The following is a 19884-nucleotide window of genomic DNA, read 5'->3' as shown; positions in this document are numbered from 1 at the left end:
GCGTCTACAGTGACGCGATGGGCATGAGCGGGGAGTGGTTGCGGGTCACGCCGGCGGAGCTGGAGCGGGCGAAGGGCGACCTCGGGTGGCTGCGGGAGTTCTCCGACGCGATGGCCGAGCGCGACCGGGTGCAGGCCCGGCCGGTCGGGCTGCGGCGGTTCCTCGGCACCGGCAAGACGTTCCACGCGCTGGACTTCCTGCTCACGCGGTACGGCTTCCCGGTCGGCCTCGTCTTCGGCGAGCACGACCTCGGCGACGAGGTCGACGGCCGCCGTTACCTGGCCCCGGACCAGGTCCGCACGGCCGCGGCGGCGCTGACGGACGTCACCCACGACGGGCTGGTGGACGGCGTCGACCAGGCCGAGCTCTCCGCGGCCGGGATCTACCCGGCGGTGTGGGACCGGCCGGACGAGCTGTGGTGGGCGGTCTCGTCCCTGGCCGACACGAAGGTGTACTTCGCCGCGGCGGCCCGCTCCGGCGACGCGGTGATCTGCTGGGCCGTCTGAACGCCGCCGCGCGTGAGCGGTCCCGACCGGCGGTCGGGGGCCGGCTGATGCCTCGCTGCTGGGCGCGGCCATGGTCGACCCGGCATCGAAGGCCTGGGACGAGATCCGGGGACGCGCCCACGCCGGCCTGCTGCCCTGGTTCGCCCGCACCTGCGCCCCGTTGCGGCCCGAGGACCGGGAGAAGGCGCTGATCCCGGCGACCGCGAGCACCACGCCGCCGACATCGCCGCGCGGGAAAACCCGCAACAACCGCAGCGGTGCGCCGATGGGTCGGGCATGCGGGGGCGAACGGGGCGGAGCTGGCTACTCGGTGCGCTGATCACGATCGTGCCGCTCGCGAGGTCGAACTGCGCCGCCTGGCCCTGCACGACCAGCTGACCGGGCTGGCGAACCGGATGCTGTTCTACGAGCGGGTCGCGCACGCGTACGACACCCACCAGTCGACGGGTTCGAGCAGGTCAACGACCGGCTCGGGCACGACGCCGGGGACGCGGTGCTGTGCCAGGTCGCCGCGCGGCTGCGGCGCAGGGTGCGGGCGGCCGACACGCTCGCCCGCCTCGGCGGTGACGAGTTCGCGGTCCTCGTCGAGCGGCTGGCCGACCCCGGCAGCGCCCAGGTGACGGCGCAGCGCGTCATCCGCGAGATCGACCGGCCGATCGTGGTGCCGGTCGTCGCCGACGACGAGGACCCGGTCCCGGACGCCGACGCCACCGCGACGGTGCGGGTGACGGCGAGCATCGGCATCGTGTTCAGCCGCGACGACCCCGACGCCGACGCGCCGCTGCGGCAGGCCGACGCTGCGTGTCACTGTGACGGGTCACGGGAGAGCTCGTGGCGATACCAGGCGTTGGCCTCGACGTAGACGGCGACGCCGCGCTGCGGGTCGCACAGCACCGGGGCCAGGCCGCCGGGCACGAGGACCGGGCCGGGCGCGTCGAAGGGCAGGCCGGTCCACTCCCGCCAGCGCGGCAGCGGCGCGGTGATGGTCATCGAGTGGGGCGCGACGGCCACGAACCGGCCGCCGGCCCGCTCGTGCACCCGCAGCCACGGGTCCGTGGACGTGCCGTCCGGGCGGCGCTCGGCGACGTAGGACTCCAGGGGCAGGTGGGGCCGCAGGTGCTTGTGGGTCGGGCGGACCGGGGCGACGAGCGCGTCGTGGCCGAGCCGGGCCGCGTTGCGCCGGGCGAGCGCGACCATGTGGTCGGAGATGCCGCGGCCGCGCAGGTCGGGCCGGACGGTGGCGAAGAGCGCGGACACGTCCGGCCCGGTCCGGCCGGCGAGCGTGTCGGCGGCGGCGCTGAGCAGGACCGCGTCATAGCCCCCGGCCGGCAGCTCGCCGCCGGAGGTGAACGGCAGCGTGCAGAGCATCGCCGCGGGCCGCCCGCCGTCGCGCTCCACCGCGAGCAGCGTGTATTGCGGGTGGCTGGCCACCAACTCGGGGAACAGCGCCGCGGAGACCGGGTCCTGGTAGAGGAAGGGCGCCACCGATGGGTCGTCGAACGCGGCGGTGAGCGGCAGGCGGTCGGGCCGCTCCGCCAGATCGGTCACGTCAAGCCAGCTGAAGTCCATGCCGCACCTCGCCAAATCCCGTCGCATCCGGACAGAACCTTCATCTGCCGGACCTTCGCGCCGAATTTGAGATGGATCATAGGTTGCCCGCCTCCGGCCGGCACGACACAGTAGCTCTTGGCAGGCGGGAAGGAGCGGCCTTGACGAGGCGGATGGCCTGGGCATATGCGCTCGGTGCGCTCATGCTTGCCGTCTGTTACGTGCTGATGCCGGCGGCCGGTCTGGTGTGGTTCGCGGGCATCGTCGGCGGCACGATCGCGGCGATGGCGTACGGCATCCGGGTCCACCGCCCCCGCCGCCGCTCCCCCTGGTGGCTGTGGGCGGCCGGCACGTTCGCCCTGTCGGTGGGCACCTGCACCGGCGTCATGCAGACCGACGTGCTGCACTCGACCGCGTTCCCGTCCGTGACCGACGCGGTCGGGCTGGGGGCGACGTTCCCGCTGCTGCTGCTGGGCCTGCTGCGGCTGAGCCGCTCGGGCGCGGCGGCCCGGGACTGGGCGACGGTCATCGACTCGCTCATCTTCACCGCCGGCGCCGGGCTGCTCGCCTGGGTGTTCCTGATCGACCCGTCGCTGAGCGACCCGGACCTCAACACGGCCCAGAAGGCCGTCTCGGTCGCCTACCCGCTCTGCGACGTGCTGCTGCTGGCCATCATGGCCCACCTGGTGCTGGCGGCCCGCCGGTCCTGGAGCGTGGCGCTGCTGCTCACCTCCGCCGCGGCGCTGCTGTTCTCCGACGTCATGTACAGCCTGCACCGGCTCAACGGCGGCTGGGCCCTGGGCAGCTTCACCGACGTCGGCTGGATCATCTTCTACGCCGCCGGCGGCCTGGCGATGCTGCACCCGTCGATGGTGCTGCTCACCGAGCCGCGCGTGGTCGGCTCGACCGAACTCAAGCCCCGCCGCGCCGCGCTGGGCATCGCGTCGCTGGTCGCGCCGGGCCTGCTGTTCGCCGAGGCGCTGTCCGGGCCGGTCCGCAACGGCCTCGTCATCGCCGTCGGCTCGGCCACGCTGGTCGCGCTGTCGCTGAGCCGGGTGTGGCTCGCCGCCCGCAGCGTCGGAAGGACCCTGATCCGCGAGCGGGAACTACGCCGGGCGTGCGAGGCGCTGCTGTCGGTAGCCGAGGTGCCCGAGGTGGACGCGGTGGTGCGCGGCGCCGTCAGCGCACTGCTGCGGGCCGGGACCGCGCACCGCGCGGTCCTGCAGGTGCACGCCCGGCGGATGCCGGACCCCGGCGCCGGCCCCGCGATGGAGATGCGCTACGTCACGCAGCTGCCCGCCGGCCTCGCCGCCGAGCTGGTCGGCTTCGAGCTGGCGCTGCACTGCCCGCTGTCGATCGGCGGCGCCCGCATCGGCGAGCTGTGGGTCGCCGCGGAGGAGCGGGCCCTGGTCGAGCTGCAGGAGTCCGCGCGGGTGCTGGCCGGGCAGGCGACCAGCATGATCGACCACATCACGCTGAACCGCGAGATCACCAAGCGCAACAGCGAGGCGTACTTCCGCACGCTGGTCCTCAACGCCACCGACGTGATCCTCATCGTCGGCACCGACGGCGCCGTCACCTACGCCAGCCCGTCCGCGCGCCAGGTCTTCGGCGCCACCGGCATCGTCGGCCGCCCCGTCGCCGAGCTGATCGGGCCCGCAGGTGAGGGAAACAGCCTGCACCTGGCCACGCGCGCCGACGGCAGCATCGCGGAGCTGGAGGTCACGGTCCGCGACCTGACCGGCGAGCCGACCGTCGCCGGGCACGTGCTGACCCTGCACGACGTGACCGAGCGCCGCCGGCTGGAGCGGGAGCTGCTGGAGCGCGCGTACCTCGACCCGCTCACCGGCCTCGGCAACCGCCTGCGGTTCCAGGACAGCGTCCAGTCCGCCGCCGCCGGCGCGGGCACCGCCCCCGGCACGACCGCGGTGCTGCTCGTCGACATCGACGGGTTCCGGACCGTCAACGACACCATGGGTCAGGACGTCGGCGACGAGCTGCTGCGGGCCTTCGGGTCCCGCCTCGTCGAGGTGTGCCCGGCGGAGGCGACGGTGGCCCGGCTCGGCGCCGACGAGTTCGGCGTCCTCGTCGCCGCCGATGGCGTCGACGACGCCGAGAAGCTCGCCCGGCGCATCGTCGAGGAGTTCCGCTCCCCCTTCGTGGTCGGCGGTAGCGTCGTGACCGCCCAGCCGACGATCGGCATGGCCACCACCGCGGGCGACCCGGCCGACGGCCCGCAGCTGCTCGGCGAGGCCGACGTGGCCCTCGACAGCGCGAAGCGCGACGGGGAGCGCTGGCGGCGCTACGAGGCGGCGATGCACGCCGGCACCGTGCGCCGGATGCGGCTGCGCACCGACCTCGACCAGGCCCTCGCCGACGACGCGTTCGTGCTGCACTACCAGCCGATCGTAGACCTGGCCACGGGCCGCCCGCACGGCTTCGAGGCGCTGGTGCGCTGGCAGCACCCGCAGCTGGGGCTGGTGCCGCCGCTGGAGTTCATCGAGGTGGCCGAGGAGTGCGGCCTCATCGTCGAGCTCGGCGACTGGGTGATGCACCACGCGATCGCCGCCGCTGTGCGGTTCCGGCGGCTGTACCCGGGCGAGTCGCTCACCATGAGCGTCAACGTCTCCGTGCGCCAGTTCCGCTCCCCCGGCTTCGTGCAGCGCGTCCTGACCGAGCTCGCGCAGGTCGACCTGCCGGCCGACGCGCTCTACATCGAGATCACCGAGAGCCTGCTGCTCGGCGAGGACGAGCACATCCACTCTGACCTGGCCACCCTGCGCGGCGCCGGGGTCAGGGTGTCCATCGACGACTTCGGCACCGGCTACTCGTCGCTGAGCTACCTGCACCGCGTCGCCGTCGACACGCTCAAGCTCGACAAGTCGTTCGTGGACACCATCAGCACCTCGCAGCGCCAGCACGATCTGGTCAGCGGCATCGTGCAGCTGGCCGGCACCCTGGACCTGAAGGTGGTCGCCGAGGGCATCGAGACCGACGCGCACCGGCGGCTGCTGGTCGGCATCGGGTGCGAGTACGGCCAGGGGTACCTCTTCGCCCGCCCCCTGCCCGAGGCCGACATGCCCGCCTGGCTGGAGGCGGTGTACCCGCCGCTAGCGCAGATCTAGGACCCAGTGCTCGCACCGGATCGGCACGCCCTCGTAGTCCACGTCGCAGGGCCCGGCGGCCACGAACCCGGTCCGCCGCGCGACGACCCCGGCCGCGGCGTTGTCCAGCCCGATGAACGCGTGGATGTGCGGGACCGACCCGGCGGCGCGCACCTCCTCGACGATGAGCCGCACGGCCCCGGCGGCGAGCCCGTGCCGCTGCCGCACGCCGGGCAGCAGCATGATGCCCAGCTCCGCGATCTCCGCGCCGCCCCACTCGCTGCGAAACACCGCGACCACCCCCGCCGGGGCGTCGTCGGGGGCGCTCACAATGGTGCGGTACCACTCCCCGCCGCCGGGCGCGAGGCGGCGCTCGTGCACCTTCGGCACGCGCGCGAGCGGGGCGGCCCCGCCGAGATGCCGCATGACCTCAGGGTCGGTCTCGAGCGCCTCGGTCAGCCACCGGTCCGCGTCGGTGTAGGGCCGCAGCCTCATACCCGGAAAGGGTACCGCCCTCGATCAACTTTCGCGCGTCCGTGCGGCGCGTGTCACCGGCCGGGGAGGCGGTACTTCGCCCCGGTGGACCGGACGAATGCGCGACGCGTCACCAGACGAAGCTGAACTTTGTTCGGCTGCGGGCGGTCCCCAGCGGCGTCGTCACCGTGATGTAGCCGGTCTTCGCGTCGGGCTGCGCCACGAACGTGATGGTCGTGCTCGACACCACGGTGAAGTTCGTCATCTCCACGCCCCCCAGCGTGACCGAGGTGGCGCCCTGGAAGTCGGTGCCGGTGACCGTCACGACCTGCCCCTCGTAGCCGCCGTACGGCGTGAACTCGGTGATCGTCGGCGCGGTGGCGGCCACCGTCACCAGCGTGGATGCGACGATCGGGGTCGCGGTGTCGTCCTCCTTGTAGGAGGCGGTGACCGTGACCGCGCCGGCCCCGACGCCCTTGACCACGCCGAGCTCCGTCACGGTGGCCAGCGCCGGATCGTTCGTGGTCCAGGTGACCTTCGCGGCGGTGGCGGTCTTCGTCGTGCCGTCGGTGAGGCTCAGCACCGCGGTGAGCCGGACGGTCTTGCCGTTGAGGACCGTCGGCGCGGCGGGCGTGAGCGACAGGCCCGTCGCCGCGGCCGGATTCACCGTGACGGTGGCCGTCGCCTTCAGCGCCGGGTCGGACGTGAGCGTCACGGTCACGGTGGTACTGCCCCGGGCGGCGCCGGTGACCTTCAGCGTGGCCGGGTCGATCGTGGCGATCGCCGGGTTCTTCACCGACGCGGTGACGAGCCGCGTGGCGTCGCGGGTGGAGCCGTCGCTGTAGTTCGCGGTGACGTACAGCTGCCGCGTCTCGCCCTTCGCCAGCGTCACCGGCGCCGCGCTGAGGCCGGTGACGTGCGGGGCGGAGCCGCTGATGTTGCCCAGGATGGCGTCGGCGTACAGCTGCGCGCCGGCCACGTTCGGGTGACCCATCGACGCGATGGGGCAGTGGGGCCGCAAGCCGCCGGCGGCGACACAGGCGCCGAACCGCTCCAGCCGGACCTCGTCGTTGAGGCCGTTGAAGAGCTTGCTGTTCGGCTGGAACAGCCCGTCGCCGGGGCGGAATCCCGGGTCGGCGAAGTGCAGCCAGGTGTGCTGCGGGTCGAGGGTGGCCACGTGCTGCAGGGCCAGGTTGCGAAAGCCGGTGTCGAACACGGCGGACTGCTGGCCGAAGGTGGCGTTGGCCATGGCGACGAACGCCTGGCGGGGCAGGCCCAGCAGGTCGGCCAGGGTGAGGCGCTGATCGTGGTCCGGCTCGCGGTCGAAGATCGGGTAGTAGCCGGTGAGCACGATCGTGGCCGTGGGGTGGTCGTTGTGCAGGGTGCGCAGCAGGTTCTCGACCGGCTGGCCGCACTTCGCCTCGACCCGGGCGCGCAGGGCGTCGAGGTCGGCGAAGGGCTTGGCGATCTCCCTGATGTCGACGTCGTTGATGCAGCCGTCGACCAGGATCAGGTCGGCCTCCCGGTCGCGGACGGACTGCGCCTGGCAGGTCGCGATGTCGGGCTCGCCGTTGGGGACCTCGCCGCCCCAGTACCCGACCGTCTGGCGCAGGCCCGCGGAGCACGTCCCCCCGGTGACGGCCGCGCCGGAGTGGGCGGTGCTCATCTTCGCCTCGGTGTACTCCACCGGCCGGCCGCTCGAGCGCTGCAGGGCGTCCTTGACCAGCTCCGGGTACTTGTGCTTGGGCGCGAGGCCCTGGCCCCAGGCGATGGAGTCGCCGACGACGAGCATCCGGATCGGGTCGCAGCCGGAGCCGACGGTCGTCGAGAACTCGGGGCCGGTGCCGGGGGCGTCGTCGGTGGCGGTGATGCGCAGCCGGGAGCCGGCGGCGGTGAGGTCGACGACGGGGATCGTGAACGTCGCGTCGGCCGCGTGGCCGGTGAGCGGGCCCCCGCCGACCGGGGTCGGGACGCCGTCGAGCGTGGCCGTGTACGACGTGAGGTTGAAGAACTCGTCGGTGGCGTGGACGGTGACGGTGATGTCCTGGTTGCAGGAGGCGGTACTGGAAACCTTCGCCTCGACGACCGGCGCGGTCGGCAGCTCGCTGGTCTGCGCCTGCTGGATCGGGTGGAACATGACGCGCTTGCCGTCGACGATCGCGCTGATCGCGAACCAGCCGGAGCCGCCCTTGGCCAGCGGGACGAAGGCCTTGGTGGCGCCGGCGGGCAGCTCGGCGACCGGGACCGCAGGGAACTCGGTGGCCAGGTCCGGGGTCTGGTACACCTCGTAGCCCGTCGCCCCGGCGATGGCCGTCCACTTGAGACCGACGCCGGTGCCGAGGCCGAAGGTTTCCAGGTCCGGGCCGTGGTCGGGGTCGGACGCCGCCGGATGCTGCCGTATCACGCCGCGCGGGCCGTGGGCGCCGGCCGCGGAGCCGACGAAGGAGTCCTGCAGGCTCAGGTCGCCCTCGATGTCGGCGGCGAAGATGTAGTCGTCGGTCCAGAACGTCTCGCCGGGCTTGATCTCCGCCGTGTCGTACCCCATCACCTGCCCCGGCTGGCGCAGCAGGTGCGGGCTGTGCGCGTCGGACAGGGCCACGGCCGCGTTGTAGATCGGCACGTCCGCGACGTTCGTCAGGCCCACTTTGACCCGATAGGGATAGCGGTTGTACGCGTCCTGCTCGGCGTCGATCACGATGCTCACCGCGCCGGCGCCCCACACCTTGAGCGGTTTGGCGATGCGGGCATCGACGGTGACCGGCGCCCCGAACGGGCTCAGCGTCGCCGCGTAGGTGGCGGCGATGCTGTCGTAGTCGCCCGCCCGGTCGCCGCGCACGACCCACGCGGCGGTGGCGCTGTGCCCGCCGGAGACGTTCGGCACGGCGACGGTGGCCTGCTGCGGGATGAGCGTCGGGGCCAGGGACAGCCCGGCCGGCAGGGTGAGGGTGGCGACGCCGTCGTCGAGCGAGAAGTCCTCGCCGGCGAGGTTCGTCACCGCGAGTTGCACGGTGAAGAACTGCTTGAGCCAGCTCGCCGTGGCGGGTATGACGAGCCACACCAGCTGCGGCACGTCGTGCGTGTAGGACACGGCGGCGGTGACGTCGTTGTCGCCGACCCGGAACGTCGTCGAGCGGCGGTCGCAGGTGGCGCCGGCCCCGTCGACCTGCGGGCACAGCGGGAAGCCGCCGGGCGAGGCGAAGCCGTCGACCACCACCTCCTTGTCGTTGATGGCGAGGTTGATGCGGAACTCGTACACCTGCTGGTTGCCGGGGTCGTCGGGGTCGATGCCGGCCGCGACGATCTCGTCCTTGGTCAGCGGCTGCGAGGTCAGCGACGTCTCGGCGACCTGCCCGGCGTTCAGCTCCAGGGTCAGGGCGCCGCTGCCACCGGTGACCGTGCCGGTGCCGGTGCCCGGCAGGAAGCCGGCCTGGTAGCCGTAGACGGTGTAGGTGCCGTCGCCGAGGGCGTCGAGGTGGGCCTGACCGTCGGGGCCGGTGCTCGCGGTCACCGTGGTGCCGTCCGGCTCGACGACGACCAGGCGGGCCCCGGCCTGCGGGCCGCCGTTGCCGGTGACGGTGACGAGCAGGCCCGGCTCGGCGGGCTTCTCCTTCACCGTCACCGCGACGGTGTCGACGCTGGTCTGGATGCCGGCGCGGATGGTCAGGGTCGCGGTGTACGTGCCCTTGGTGGTGTAGGTGTGGTCCGCGGCGGCGCCGGTCGCACTGGCTCCGTCGCCGAAGTCCCAGCGGTACGACTCGATGCCGAGGCTCGGGCGGGACGCACCGGCGTCGAAGTGCACCGCGCCGTCGACGACCGCGGCCATGTCGTCGCCGGCCGCGGCGGCCAGGGGCTCGGCCGGGGCCACCACGATCGTGGCGGTCCGGTAGGTGCTGAGCCGGCCGTCGCTGACCTCGAGGCGCACGACGTACGTGCCGGCGCGGGCGTAGCCGTGCGCCAGCGCCGCGTGCGGCAGGCTGCCGTGGTCGTTCGTGCCGTCGCCGAAGTCGACGGCGTACGTCAGCGGGTCGTTCTCGCGGTCGGTGGCCGACGGCGCGATCTGGACGGTGAACGGGGCGACGCCGCGGGTGCGGTCGAGCGTGAGCGTCGCGGCGGGCGCGGTGTTGGCCGTGCCGGTCGCGACGACCTCCACGGTGCGGGACGCGGCCGCGCCCGACGGGCTGGTCACGGTGACGTAGGGGCGGAACACGCCGGCCTGCGTGTAGGTGTGCGGCAGGGCGACGGTGGTGTAGGGGGCGGTGATCTCGCCGCTGGCGGTGGCGCCGTCGCCGAACTGCACGGTGTACTGCAGGGTGCGCCCGCCGGGGTCGGAGGCGGTCAGCCGCAGCGTGGTGGCGAACGGGGCGGGGCCGGTCGCGGGGTCGGCGACGACGCTCAGCGGCACGGCGAGCGCGTCGACGACGACCGGGACGGGGCCCGGGTACCAGTAATGTCTGGCCCCGAACGCGTCCCGGTAGGTCACGGAGACGTCGAGCGTGGCCGGGCCGCTGGGCAGCCCGCCGGTGGCGATGCCGGTGCGCCAGACGCCGTCCGGTGAGGCGTTGAACGCCGTCCCGTGGCCGGCGCCGGCCAGCTGGAAGTCGACGCGCTCGACCGCGAGGCCGGCCGCCGGGGTGAACGCGAGCGTGGCGATCCCGGCCAGGACCGCCCCGGGCGCGGGGGCGGTGACGCCGCCGACCCGGCGGTTGTCGACGCCGACGTCGACGTGCTCCTCGGTGCTGCGGCCGCCGGCCGTGGTGGCCTTGACCGTCACCGTGTAGACGCCGTCGGGCACGACCGTGCCGGCGTCGTCCTTGCCGTCCCAGGTGATGAAGGTGGCGAAGGTGCTGTAGCAGACCGGGTAGCCGGTCTGGGTCGTCTCGATGGTGCGGCGCACGGTGCCGGCCGCGTCGGCGATGCTCGCGCGGACGGTGGCGTCGGTGGACAGGCAGTACGACACCGCGATCGTGTCGTCGACGGTGTCGCCGTTGGGGCTGAAGTACGCGTGCGAGGCCGAGTTGATGCTCAGGCGGGGCCCGTTGTCGACGGTGATCGGCAGCTCGGGGCTGTACCAGGCCTGGAACGCGCCGAACGGGTCGCGCCAGGTGGCAGTGGCGTAGAGCGTGTTGGGCCCGTCGAGGCACTTCGTGGTGTCGATGAAGCCGTGGAAGGCGCCGTCGTCGCCCGGCCGGTTCACCTCGACGTAGCTCGTGCCGTCGCAGCGGACCTGGACCTCGATGAGGGTGAAGCCGGGGTTGGGCGCGAACGCGAACTCCAGCACCCCCTCGGCGGTGGTGTTCGGGGCGGGCGCGGTGAGCGTGCCGGGCACGCGCGGGTCGAGCCCGACGCTCACGCTGTCCTCGGCGGTGCGCCCGGCGGCGTCGACGGCGCGCAGGTGCACGGTGTAGACGCCGGGGGCGGCCACGGCGCCGCCGTCGGTGCGGCCGTCCCACGAGAGCTGGCCGTTGGACGGGCCGGTGCACGCCGCACCGGAGAACGGCGGGCCGGCGATGGTGCGGATCGTCGTGCCCGCGCCGTCGGTGACGGTGGCGGTCACGGTCGCGGGCTTCGACAGGCAGTAGTAGACGATCGCGTCGTCGTCGCTGGTGTCGCCGTTCGGGCTGAAGTACCGGTGCGACACCTCCTGCCAGATCGCCAGTGACGGGGCGTTGTCGACGGTGACGCGGGTCGGCGGCGACGTCCAGTACTGCTGCGCGCCGAACGGGTCCGTCCACAGCACGTTGGCGGTCACCGTGTTCGGGCCGCCGACGCACTGGGTGGTGTCCAGGGTGCCGGTCAGGCCGCTGCCGGAGCCGGCGGCGCCGGTGCAGTACACCTCGACGGAGTCCACGCTGTGGCCCGGCGCGGGTGTGAAGGTCCAGTCGACGACGCCCGCGACGGTCGCTCCCTCGGCCGGGGCCGTGATGCGGCCGGGGCCGTGCCGGTCGAGGCCCACGGTCACGCTGTCCTCGGCGGAGCGGTCACGCTCGTCGGCGGTGCGCAGCCGGATCGTGTACTCGCCGTCGGCCGCCGGCGCCCCGCCGTCGTCGCGGCCGTCCCACTCCGCGGTGGTGTTCCAGCCGTAGCACTCGGGGCTACCCTCGCCGGTGAGCGTCTCGGTGCGGATGAGCGACCCGGCCGCGTTGGCGACGGTCATCGTGACGGGGCCGCTGCGCGAGAGGCAGTAGTACACGATCGCCGTGTCCTGCTGGCCGTCGCCGTCGGGGGTGAAGTATCGGTGCGAGTCCTCCTGGGAGATGGACAGCCGCGGCGGGTTGGCGACGGTGACCGGGACGGCGGGCGCGACCCAGAACTGCGGGTTGCCGAACGGGTCGGTCCAGCCGACGGAGGCGCCGACCGCGTTCGCGCCCGCGGCGCACCCGGTGGTGTCGAGGGTGCCGGTGAGGCCGGTGCCGGTGCCGGCGGCGCCCGTGCAGTACACCTCGATGGTCTGCACCTGGAATCCGCCGGTCGGCGTGAACGTCCACGGGATCGTTCCCTCCACGGCGGTGCCCGGGGCCGGGGCGGTGATCGCGCCGGGCGTGCGGGCGTCGACGCCGACCTCGACGGCGTCGTCACCGGTGCGGCCGGAGCCGTCGACGGCGTGGATTCTCACCGTGTACGCTCCGTCGCCGACGACGTTCCCGCCGTCGCCGCGGCCGTCCCAGATCGCGGCGGTGTTCCAGCCGTAGCAGGGCGCGCCGCCCGGGTGCGAGACGCCGCTCTCGAGCGTGCGCACGGTGCCGCCGCTCGCGTTCTCGACGGTGACGGTGACGTTGGCCGGGGAGGCGAGACAGTACAGCACCGCGACGTCGTCGGCCTGGGTGTCGCCGTTGGGGCTGAAGTAGCGGTGCGAGGCCCCCTGGTCGATGACCACCGCGGGCGGGGAGTCGGCGGCCGCCGCCGAGGCGACGACGATCCCGAACAGCCCGCCGAAGAACGCCGCCAGCAACCACCGTCTCATGCGCCGGACTCTAGAGACATCGGACCCGGCACCGAATCGCTTGTCGGGCCGCGGTGCTCGACCGATCGGCAGTCTTTTGCGCCGAACGAGCGCTGCATTCCGGATCGCCGCGCCGGTAGCGTGCCGCGAATGAGGACCCGCCGCGCCCTGGCCGCGCTCACCCTGGCGCCGCTGCTGACCGCCTGCGGCGGCGACCCGCCGAGGCCGGCGCCGAGCGCCCCGGCCCCGGACACGCAGATCGTCCGGCTCACCGCCGACGGCGCGCGCGCCTTCACACCGTCGGCGATCACGGTCCACCCGGGCAAGGTCCGCATCGTGCTCACCACATCCGGGGGCATGGCGCACGAGTTCGTGTCCCCGACCCTGGGCGTAAACTCGGGCCGGATCGCGGCGGGCGAGTCGGCGACACTCGACTTCAACGCCCCGAAACCGGGCGAATACCAGTTCTACTGCGCGTATCACCAGACCCCGGCGATGACGGGCACGATCACCGTCAAGGCGTAACGGGCGCGGGCCCTGGCCGTGCTCGCGGGGCGCTGGGCAGCGATGCGCTCGCCCGGGCGGCGGAGACGGCCACGCGGGAGGCCGCCGAGCCGCAGGAGCGGCCCGGGCGCGCGACGCGGTCGCGGGGGTGCTGGGCAGCGATGCGCCAGTCCGGGCGGGGAGACGGCCCCGCGGGCGGTCGCCGAACAGCGGCCCTGGCGCTCGCCGCGGTCGAACCGGGGGCCGCGCCGATCCTCGCCGACGCGCTGCGGCTCGGTGGCTGGGAGATCACGCTGGCCGCCCGGTGCCCGGCCGCCGCCGTCGCCGCCACCGCCGCCGTCGCCGCCGCTGCCACCACCGCCGCCACCGCCGCCGTCACCCCCGCCGTCGGCACCACCACCGCCGCCGTCGCCGAGGAGCGGCTGTGGGTCGTCGTGTGAGAGTGGCTCAGAAGTCGACGCGCATGACCGCGCGGCGCGGGGTCGGGCGGCTCACCTCGGTGAAGCCGGCGTCTGTGAAGGTGGTGTGCGTGCCGACGTAGAGCTCGGCGGCCCACGCCACGGCCTCGCCGGGCGGCTTGACTAGCGGGTAGCCCTCGATCGCACGGGCGCCGCGCTCGCGGGCGAAGTCCACCGCGGCGCGGGCGAGGGCGCGGCTGACGCCCCGGCGGCGGTAGCCTGTCCGGGTGACGAAGCAGACGACCGCCCACACGCCGGCGTCGGTCTTGTCCTCGTCGCGGCCGGCCCACGGCACGCGGGCCGAGCGCAGGCGCTCGTAGGCGGTGCGGGGCTCGACGGCGCACCAGCCGGCCGGCTCGCCGTCGAGGTAGGCGACCAGACCACTGGTCGGCTCGGCACCGGGGTTGTCGCAGCCGGTCTGCTCGCGCAGCCGCCCGGCGCGCGCGTCCACCGGGTCCCTGGCCCAGTTGCCGCCGGTCGTCTTGAAGTACTGGCATTGGCAGCGATACGCATCGCCGCGCGGCCCGAAGATCGCCCGCAGGTCGGCCCAGCTCGCCTCGTTGGCGGGCACCACCGAGATCATGCCGGCTCCCCGCGCGCCCAGGCCTCGGCGACCAGCACGACGCGGAAGCCGTCGGGGTCTTCGACCGTGACGCCGCAGCGGTCCCAGTACGGATTGGCGCTGGGCACGGGTTCGGTGCCGGAGCGGGCCAGGAGCGCGTCGACGGCCGGGCGGTCGCCGAGGTAGAGCACGATGAGGTCCTCGGGGTGGGGCCGCGGCGGGTCGAGGTGCGCGGTGGCGGTGAACTCCAGGTGCGTGCCGGTGCCGGGCAGGCCGAGCATCACCCCGTCGTAGCCGTCGTGGCCCGCGAAGCGGCCGATCTCGGGCAGCCCGAGGCGGTCGCGGTAAAACTCCACGACGGCGTCGAGCCGGGCGGTCTGGCGGGCGATGCGGACCTGCATGCCGCCCACGCTACCGCCGCCGCTCAGCCCGGCGGCAGGCCGGGCTTGCGGGCGACGGCGGCGTAGATGCCCAGGTCGCGGCTGACCGGGCGGGGCGCGGCGGGGTCGTCGGGGCGCCAGTCGGCGACGGGGACGATGCCGGGGGCGACGAGGTCGAGGCCGTCGAGGTAACCCTGCAGGGTCGCCCCGGACCGGGCGCGCACGTCGGTGCCGCCGGAGGCGAACATCTTCTCGTACGCCGCGACGCCGTCGGAGTCGGAGAAGTCCATCGTGCCGTGGCTGAGCATCACGTAGCTGCCCGGGGCCAGGGCGCCCGTCAACCGGCGAACGACGGCCGCGACCTGCTCGTCATCGTGGAGGAAGTGCAGCACGGCGACGAGCAGCAGGCCGACCGGCTCGCGCAGGTCGAGCGTATCCCGCAGCTCCCGGCGCCGCAGGAGGCCGCCGGCGTCGCGCACGTCGGCCTCGAGGTAGCTGGTGCGGCCACGCGGGTCGCCGACCAGCAGGGCCTGGGCGTGGGCCATCACGATAGGGTCGTTGTCGGCGTACACCACCCGCGAGCTCGGCTCGACGCGCTGGGCCACCTCGTGGGTGTTGTCCGGGGCCGGCAGGCCGGTGCCGATGTCGAGGAACTGGCGGATGCCGGACTCGGCGAGGAACCGCACGCCGCGGCGCAGGAACGCCCGGTTGGCCCGGGCCAGCTCGACGACGGCCGGGAACGCCCGGGCGATCGCGTCGCCGGACTCGCGGTCAGCCGCGAAGTGGTCCTTGCCGCCGAGCCAGTAGCTGTAGCGCCGGGCCGGGTGCGGCACGGACGTGTCGATGCGGACGTGTCCCCCGTCGAATCCCCCGTTGCCCATCCCCGACCCTCTCACCTTGATCCAGGGGTTGACCCTACATTAAGACATCTACATTCTTCGCTCACTTCGCGGACGCCTCGGCCGACTGGCCGCAGTCCTCTAGCCCGGCGACGGCTGCTACACCTGGAGCGGCATCCCGTCCCAGGGATCGTCCGGCGAGGCGGTGTGCCGGCTGCAGATCCGGGTCGCCGACTCCCCCGGCGCCGGCGGCGTGCCGGCGCTCGTCGGCGGCCTGGACCCGCTCGGCGACGACTCAGCGGATGGTGACGGCGCACCCGCTGGCCGCCGGGTCCGGGTGAGCCGGCGCAGGCCCGAGCGGTGCCACGATTGCGCCGTGCGGATCGACCCGGCCGGGAACACGGCGCTCGTCACCGGATCCACCCGCGGCATCGGCCGGGCCATCGCCGCCGGGCTCGCGACGGCCGGCGTCCGGGTCGGGGTCAACGGGCGGGTGCGTCGACGCCATCCCACCGTAGGCCAACGAGCCATCTGTCCGCATTTATCAGTACACAAGGCGGTTTTTGGGGCTATCCCGGTATTCGCGATAGGTTCGCCGCATGCGACGCCGACAGCTTCTCGCGTTTGCCGCGATCGGTGCGGTCGTGCCACGTCTCTCCGCGATGCTCCCTTCGGCGATGCATTCGTCGGAGACGCGGCAGGACGCGGCGCGGCTGACGTTCCCCGCCGGGTTCGGGTGGGGCGCGGCCACCTCCGCGTACCAGATCGAGGGGGCGGCCAAGGAGGATGGGCGCGGGCCGTCGGTCTGGGACGTTTTCAGCCACGAGCCGGGGCGGGTGCGCAACGGCGACACCGGCGACGTGGCCGCCGACCACTACCATCGCCTCGGCGAGGACCTCGACCTCATGCGGGATCTGGGGCTGACGTCGTACCGGTTCTCGATCGCCTGGCCACGGGTGCTGCCGACCGGGCGCGGCGCGGTCAACGCCAAGGGGCTCGACTTCTACCAGCGGCTCGTCGACGGGCTGCTCAAGCGCGGGATCGCGCCCGTCGCCACGCTGTTTCACTGGGACACGCCGCAGGCACTGCAGGACCTGGGCGGGTGGGAGAACCGCGACTGCGCGAACTGGTTCGCCGACTACGCGCACACGATGTTCACCGCGCTCGGCGACCGGGTGCCGACCTGGCTGACGCTCAACGAGCCGAAGACCGTCGTCGACGTCGGCTACACGGCCGGCACCCACGCGCCGGGCAAGCAGGATCGGCAACTGGCCAACGTCGTCGGGCACCACCTGCTGCTCGGGCACGGGCTGGCGGTGCAGGCACTGCGTGGTACCGCCGCCAAAGGCCGCATCGGCGCGGCCCTGAGCCTCTCGCCCACCTATCCCGCCGACGACACCGAGGCGGCCCGCCGCCAGGCGGAGATCGCCGACGGCGAGGAGAACCGCCGCTGGCTCGATCCGCTGTTCAAGGGCCGTTACCCGCAGGACTGGCTGGCCGCGCAGGCGCCCGACGCCCCGGTCCGCACGGCGATCCGCGACGGCGACCTGGCGATCATCAGCGCGCAGAACGACGTGCTCGGCGTCAACTACTACGGCACCACGCACGTCACCGGCACCGGCGCCCGGGTCATGCTCCACCCCACGTCGCAGGCGACCTGGCAGGAGATCTCCCCCGACGGGCTCCACGACCTGCTGACCCGCATCAAGCGCGACCACGGCGACATCCCGCTCACGATCACCGAGAACGGCTTGCCGACCACGAACCCGCTGAAGGACACCGACCGGATCACGTTCCTGCGCGACCACCTCACCGCCGCGCACCGGGCGATTCAGGACGGCGTGAAGCTCGAGAGCTACCACCTGTGGTCGCTGCTGGACAACTTCGAGTGGGCCGAGGGCTACACGCAGCGGTGGGGCATCGTGAACGTCGACTTCGCCACGCAGCAGCGCAAGCGCAAGGCGAGCGCGGACTGGTACCGCGGCGTGATCGCCGCCAACGGGCTCTGACGCCCCTCCCCCGCCTCGAACTCGTCGCCCGCCGCCAGTGAACCCCACGTGACCTGTACGTATACGGGCGTGTACGCTGGTTGCGTGGGGTTCGAGTGGATGCCGGGACTGCAGGCGTTCCTTCGTGACGTGGACCCCGACGAAGTGCGGGAGGCGCTGGACTACCCGCGGCGGTGGCCGCGGCCGGTGCGCGGCCCGCAAGGGCTCACCTACATCGCGATCCACTCGCGCACCCGGGCCGGCCGGGCCGTCACCGTCGTCGTGCGCCACCTCGGCGGACACGACGCGGTGATCGTCGGGGCGCGCACCATGAGCGCCGACGACGTCGCCCTCTTCAAGGAGTGGGAGCAGGACCATGAGTGACGCACTCGACCCGCGGCAACTCGCCGCCGACCAGGAGTTCGCGGCCGCGATCGCCGGCGGGGCGGCGCTGGACTACGACGACACCGCGGCCGTGCCCGAGCTGCCGCGGGCCGGGGCGCCGGTCATGGTGGTACGACCGGTGCGGCTACCCTACGACGTGGACGCCGCCGTCAAGCAGATGGCGGCCCGGCTCGGGGTGACGCCGTCGGCCCTGATCCGCAGCTGGGTCGAGGCCGCCGTCGACGACAGCGAGGCAGCCGACCCGGTCACGGAGCTACGCCGCAGCCTCGACACGGCCCAACGCGCCGCCGCCGCCCTGGCCGCCGACCGCCACCGAAGCCACGCCGCCTGAAGGCCACAGTCCCCGGCGGCGCCAAGGACGTGGCAGCGGCAACATCCTCATGCCGCCGAACGATCAGTACCTGTGCATCGTGCCGGCCCGGACCACGAAACCGGCGCCGTCCGGTGGTCCACCGGTCTGCGGCGGAATCGGGGACTCCAGCGCTGAGCCGCCCGGATGTGTCTGGTGGCGAGGTCTCGGTAGTTTGTCGCCAGCACAACGCCTGCCGTCATCATCAAGCTCGTAAAGCCGAGGAGTAACCACGGGGCGACCATGCCGGCCAAGGATCACCCCGGTGCTTCCGTGTCACTGTCTGAGCCTGTCGTGCCTGCGAGTTCCGTCAGCCGGCGTTCGAGGAAGCGTCGTTCGGCACCGTCGTCGGTGAGTTCCCTCGCACGTCGATAGGCGGCGCGCGCCTCATCGGTCCGCCCGAGCCGGCGCAGCAGTTCGGCCCTGGTTGAGTGCAGGTAGCGAAAGTCGTCCAGACCGAGTCCGTCGACGATACGCAGACCGGCCTGCGATCCTTCGGTCTCGGCGACGGCGATGGCACGGTTCAGCTCGACGACCGGCGAGGCGGTCAGGCGGGTGAGCTCACCATACAGGGCGGCGATCTGCGCCCAGTCGCACGGCGTCTCGGCGTGTAGCGAGGCGATCGCGGCCTGCAGGACGTAGGGCCCGCGGCCGCCCAGGGCGATCGCCCGGTCGAGCTCGGCGCGTCCACGGTCGATCTGCGTGGTGTTCCACCGTGCCGGGTCCTGATCTGCGAGCAGTACCACCTCGCCGTCGCTGAACCGTGTCTCGCGGCGGGAGTCGTGCAAGAGCATCATCGCCAGGAGCCCGCGAACCTCGGGGTCATCAGGAAGCAGCTCGCTCAGTGCACCTCCCAACCAGATCGCCTCGGCCGCGAGTTCGTCGCGACCACCGTAGCCCTCGTTGAAGATCAGGTACACGACGGCGAGAACGGCGTCGAGACGCTCGTGGAGCAGGTGATCCGGTGGGACTCGAAACGGGATCCCCGCCGCCTTGATCTTGCGCTTGGCCCGCACCAGTCGCTGCGCCATGGTGCGTTCCGGGACGAGAAAGGCGCGGGCGATCTCGTCGGTGGTCAAGCCGCCCAGGGCACGCAGCGTGAGCGCCACCTGCGCCTCAATCGCGAGCGCCGGGTGGCAGCAGGTGAAGATGAGTTCCAGGCGCTCGTCGGGAAACGTGGTGGTGTTCATGGGCACCTCGACACGATGGGTACCGGCGAGCAGACCCAACCTGGTGGCGAGGACCCGGTCGCGGCGGATACGGTCGGTGGCGCGGTTACGCGCCGTCCTCATCAGCCAGGCGCGCGGGTTGGCCGGCACCCCGTCGCGGGGCCAGTGATCGGCGGCGATGGCGAACGCTTCCTGCGCGGCCTCCTCGGCGAGGTCGAAGTCGCCGAGGACGCCGATCAGGGTGGCCAGGACGCGGCCCCACTCCGCACGGAAGATCTCGCCGACCGTTGTTACCAATACACTTCCGAGGGCCGGATCTCGACGGCTCCGCCATGGCGTGCCGCCGGGACGCGGGCGGCCACCTCGATGGCCGCGTCGATGTCGTCGGCCTCGAGGATGAACAAACCGCCGACGGCCTCCTTCATCCCGACGAACGGGCCATCGGTCGTCAGGACCTTGCCGCCTTCGACCCGCACGGTGGTCGCATTCTCGGGGAGACCCATCGGCGGCACGGGGGTGACGCCCGGTGTCTGGTTGATTCCTTGGTAGTCGGCGTAGACCTGCCTCTGCTCCTCCTCGGTGAGCGCGGCCTGTCGTTCGAGCGCCGTGCCTTGATAGACCAGCATGATGTATTTCATCGCTACCTCCTCGTCGGTAC

17 protein-coding genes are annotated in these 19884 nt (G+C 73.0%); 9 read left to right on the top strand and 8 right to left on the bottom strand.

Translation table 11 applies throughout. The features are described 5' to 3' along the window. Positions 1 to 17: 17 nt before the first annotated feature. The 3 genes from ACQPY0_RS23255 to ACQPY0_RS23245 all read left to right on the top strand — a co-directional run bounded on the left by ACQPY0_RS23255 (position 18) and on the right by ACQPY0_RS23245 (position 1368). Entirely contained in the window at positions 18 to 506 is a 489-nt protein-coding gene (locus ACQPY0_RS23255; RefSeq protein WP_432992328.1) for a YfbM family protein, read from the top strand. Positions 507 to 576: 70 nt separating this feature from the next. After that, entirely contained in the window at positions 577 to 825 is a 249-nt protein-coding gene (locus ACQPY0_RS23250) for a hypothetical protein (protein WP_432992325.1), read from the top strand. 174 nt (positions 826 to 999) lie between these two features. Then, positions 1000 to 1368: a diguanylate cyclase domain-containing protein gene (locus tag ACQPY0_RS23245; RefSeq protein ID WP_432992322.1), complete on the top strand. Its 369-nt coding sequence runs from the start codon at positions 1000 to 1002 to the stop codon at positions 1366 to 1368. Here the strand turns inward: ACQPY0_RS23245 and ACQPY0_RS23240 are convergent. Next, entirely contained in the window at positions 1311 to 2075 is a 765-nt protein-coding gene (locus ACQPY0_RS23240; protein WP_432992319.1) for an N-acetyltransferase, read from the bottom strand. The two genes, ACQPY0_RS23245 and ACQPY0_RS23240, sit on opposite strands and share 58 nt — an antisense overlap. A 140-nt stretch (positions 2076 to 2215) precedes the next feature. Between ACQPY0_RS23240 and ACQPY0_RS23235 the strand changes: the two genes are divergently transcribed. Then, a complete protein-coding gene (locus ACQPY0_RS23235) occupies positions 2216 to 5179 on the top strand; it encodes a putative bifunctional diguanylate cyclase/phosphodiesterase (RefSeq protein WP_432992316.1) in 2964 nt (987 codons plus the stop codon). On the opposite strand, the gene ACQPY0_RS23230 is transcribed toward ACQPY0_RS23235, so the two are convergent. Together ACQPY0_RS23230 and ACQPY0_RS23225 are read right to left on the bottom strand one after the other, a co-directional pair. Further along, positions 5165 to 5653 carry a GNAT family N-acetyltransferase gene (locus tag ACQPY0_RS23230; RefSeq protein WP_432992313.1) on the bottom strand — a complete coding sequence of 163 codons (489 nt, stop codon included), beginning with the start codon at positions 5651 to 5653 and terminating at the stop codon, positions 5165 to 5167. The genes ACQPY0_RS23235 and ACQPY0_RS23230 overlap by 15 nt on opposite strands. Positions 5654 to 5762: 109 nt before the next feature. Then, on the bottom strand, positions 5763 to 12593 hold the full coding sequence (locus ACQPY0_RS23225; RefSeq protein WP_432992310.1) for a PKD domain-containing protein: 6831 nt from the start codon (positions 12591 to 12593) through the stop codon (positions 5763 to 5765). A 129-nt stretch (positions 12594 to 12722) separates the two neighbouring features. Here ACQPY0_RS23225 and ACQPY0_RS23220 point away from each other — a divergent pair, with 129 nt between their 5' ends. After that, a complete protein-coding gene (locus ACQPY0_RS23220; RefSeq protein WP_432992307.1) occupies positions 12723 to 13097 on the top strand; it encodes a cupredoxin domain-containing protein in 375 nt (124 codons plus the stop codon). A 140-nt stretch (positions 13098 to 13237) separates the two neighbouring features. Then, a complete protein-coding gene (locus ACQPY0_RS23215) occupies positions 13238 to 13516 on the top strand; it encodes a hypothetical protein (RefSeq protein WP_432992304.1) in 279 nt (92 codons plus the stop codon). 7 nt (positions 13517 to 13523) lie between these two features. On the opposite strand, the gene ACQPY0_RS23210 is transcribed toward ACQPY0_RS23215, so the two are convergent. From ACQPY0_RS23210 to ACQPY0_RS23200, 3 genes are read right to left on the bottom strand one after another with little or no spacing between them, the layout of a single operon-like run. Beyond that, positions 13524 to 14117, bottom strand: a complete 594-nt coding sequence (locus ACQPY0_RS23210; RefSeq protein WP_432992301.1) for a GNAT family N-acetyltransferase — start codon at positions 14115 to 14117, stop codon at positions 13524 to 13526. Continuing rightward, a complete protein-coding gene (locus tag ACQPY0_RS23205; RefSeq protein ID WP_432992298.1) occupies positions 14114 to 14497 on the bottom strand; it encodes a VOC family protein in 384 nt (127 codons plus the stop codon). Before ACQPY0_RS23205 ends, ACQPY0_RS23210 begins: the two co-directional genes overlap by 4 nt. Positions 14498 to 14520: 23 nt before the next feature. Further along, positions 14521 to 15357: an SAM-dependent methyltransferase gene (locus tag ACQPY0_RS23200; protein ID WP_432992295.1), complete on the bottom strand. Its 837-nt coding sequence runs from the start codon at positions 15355 to 15357 to the stop codon at positions 14521 to 14523. Between the two features lie 620 nt (positions 15358 to 15977). Between ACQPY0_RS23200 and ACQPY0_RS23195 the strand changes: the two genes are divergently transcribed. The 3 genes from ACQPY0_RS23195 to ACQPY0_RS23185 all read left to right on the top strand — a co-directional run bounded on the left by ACQPY0_RS23195 (position 15978) and on the right by ACQPY0_RS23185 (position 18039). Then, the gene (locus tag ACQPY0_RS23195; protein WP_432995340.1) at positions 15978 to 17324 is read left to right on the top strand and encodes a GH1 family beta-glucosidase; all 1347 of its coding nucleotides are present in this window, start codon (positions 15978 to 15980) and stop codon (positions 17322 to 17324) included. A gap of 84 nt (positions 17325 to 17408) precedes the next feature. Beyond that, positions 17409 to 17687 carry a hypothetical protein gene (locus ACQPY0_RS23190; protein WP_432992293.1) on the top strand — a complete coding sequence of 93 codons (279 nt, stop codon included), beginning with the start codon at positions 17409 to 17411 and terminating at the stop codon, positions 17685 to 17687. Beyond that, positions 17680 to 18039 carry a hypothetical protein gene (locus tag ACQPY0_RS23185; RefSeq protein WP_432992291.1) on the top strand — a complete coding sequence of 120 codons (360 nt, stop codon included), beginning with the start codon at positions 17680 to 17682 and terminating at the stop codon, positions 18037 to 18039. Before ACQPY0_RS23190 ends, ACQPY0_RS23185 begins: the two co-directional genes overlap by 8 nt. A gap of 275 nt (positions 18040 to 18314) precedes the next feature. Here ACQPY0_RS23185 and ACQPY0_RS23180 read toward each other — a convergent pair whose 3' ends face one another. Together ACQPY0_RS23180 and ACQPY0_RS23175 are read right to left on the bottom strand one after the other, a co-directional pair. Then, positions 18315 to 19523 (bottom strand): RNA polymerase sigma factor, encoded by a 1209-nt coding sequence (locus ACQPY0_RS23180; protein ID WP_432992288.1) that lies wholly within the window; start codon positions 19521 to 19523, stop codon positions 18315 to 18317. Next, positions 19517 to 19864, bottom strand: coding sequence for a YciI family protein (locus ACQPY0_RS23175; RefSeq protein WP_432992285.1), 348 nt, complete (start codon positions 19862 to 19864; stop codon positions 19517 to 19519). The genes ACQPY0_RS23180 and ACQPY0_RS23175 overlap by 7 nt, the downstream gene beginning before the upstream one ends. Between the last annotated feature and the right edge of the window lie 20 nt (positions 19865 to 19884).

This window comes from Dactylosporangium sp. CA-233914 (assembly GCF_050942935.1).
In the GTDB taxonomy this organism is placed as follows: domain Bacteria; phylum Actinomycetota; class Actinomycetes; order Mycobacteriales; family Micromonosporaceae; genus Dactylosporangium.
This window is presented reverse-complemented; position numbering and strand designations above follow the sequence as displayed.